Source organism: Spirosoma areae (assembly GCF_054781775.1).
Genome location: NZ_BAAGTT010000061.1, coordinates 1 through 712 on the forward strand (window position 1 = coordinate 1; position 712 = coordinate 712).

Consider the following 712-nt stretch of genomic DNA (forward strand, 5'->3'; position numbering starts at 1 on the left):
AACCGGTGTTGAACAATGAAATTTGACGCTATAACGTTAATTCGAGAAACTCATTTGGCGTCCTAATTGGAATGCCCTTATACGGGTTTAAGTCCCGTAAATCAGCGTCTCCGCTTATCAGGTAAGAAGCTTCGCCACAGATGGCAACTTCTAAAAACTTATTGTCTTTGGCATCCCGGCAGTCGGTGATGCGTAGTGTAATAGGAATTATGTGCGCTGCCAGTGTATAGCGGTTAATAAACAAACTGGCTTCAAAGGGAGTGATGTATTTGGCAAACTTGGGCCGGTGTAATACATCTGTCAGTTCCTCTAAACAAGCTGCTGATGTTAGTAATCGGCAGTGTTGGTATGCTTTCTCAAACGCCTGTCTGCTTACAGATTGTGCCAATAAGGCTGCACTCACCAGCCCATTTGTATCAAAGACGATGGCTGGCGGCATTAATTCGCTAACAATTCGTTGAGTTTATCTTGGGTCAAGCCACGTTTAGCGGCTTTGAAGCTTATATAATCCATGACATCGAGTAAATCAGTCGTTTCAGTAAGACTGTCAGTGATCAGGGCGGAAAGAGCGTTCTTCTGCTCGTTTGACAGGCGGCTGTATTGTTGTGCCGTGGTCTCAGGAACCGAAATCTGTAGCGTCGTCATGGTTTGCAGGATGGCTTCTGGTAAAGTTAATAAAGATTTTTGGAGGTTGGCCCGCCGAATCAGTTTA

2 protein-coding genes are annotated in these 712 nt (G+C 44.9%); both read right to left on the bottom strand.

Annotation, left to right across the window (positions count from 1 at the left end; genetic code table 11):
• Positions 1–28 precede the first annotated feature (28 nt).
• Positions 29–439 (bottom strand): putative toxin-antitoxin system toxin component, PIN family, encoded by a 411-nt coding sequence (locus ACYVI1_RS32640; protein WP_460916047.1) that lies wholly within the window; start codon positions 437–439, stop codon positions 29–31.
• Positions 439–712, bottom strand: a 274-nt coding sequence (locus ACYVI1_RS32645; protein ID WP_460916049.1) for a hypothetical protein, incomplete at its 5' end; no start/stop codon positions are given. The genes ACYVI1_RS32645 and ACYVI1_RS32640, both read right to left, overlap by 1 nt.